At 37.2% G+C, this 433-nt stretch carries 1 protein-coding gene; it reads right to left on the bottom strand.

Annotation, left to right across the window (positions count from 1 at the left end; translation table 11 throughout):
• The coding region (locus tag ACFINZ_RS10560; RefSeq protein ID WP_375701490.1) for a DUF2125 domain-containing protein at positions 1-221 on the bottom strand (221 nt) is incomplete at its 3' end.
• Positions 222-433 lie beyond the last annotated feature (212 nt).

Raw genomic sequence — 433 nt, 5'->3', positions numbered from 1 at the left:
CAACGCGACATTATGGGATTTTTTCCAAATAAAACAATTGATGCAGGAGAATGAACTTCTACCTCTACCCAATGAGGTACATAAATTGGTGCACTAACGGTTAAATGCGCAGTTGATAAAGAAAAACCGTACAACGGCCAAACAAACTGAAATTGATCACAAACAACACCGATCCGTAACGGATAACCATTCTTGCGTATATGTTCGCACATAGCTGTCATTTCACGAGTGGATACCCTTGCAAGGACACTGGAAAGACGCTCTTCTATTTTACGTGAAAAAAAAACCAGACTGAACTATAAATGAGTATCAAAACAAGACAAAACATTCCACAAAGGAAACGGCTCAAAGAAAGATTTTTCCGGAATGATGTCAATTGAGAGAATGTAAGCAAAACTAAAATTCTCCTTATTTCATGATAACAATCGACATA

The sequence above is a fragment of the Bartonella sp. AA81SXKL genome (assembly GCF_042196945.1).
In the GTDB taxonomy this organism is placed as follows: Bacteria; Pseudomonadota; Alphaproteobacteria; order Rhizobiales; family Rhizobiaceae; genus Bartonella.
Note: the sequence above shows the minus strand (reverse complement) of the source record. Positions and strands in the feature narration are given on the sequence as shown.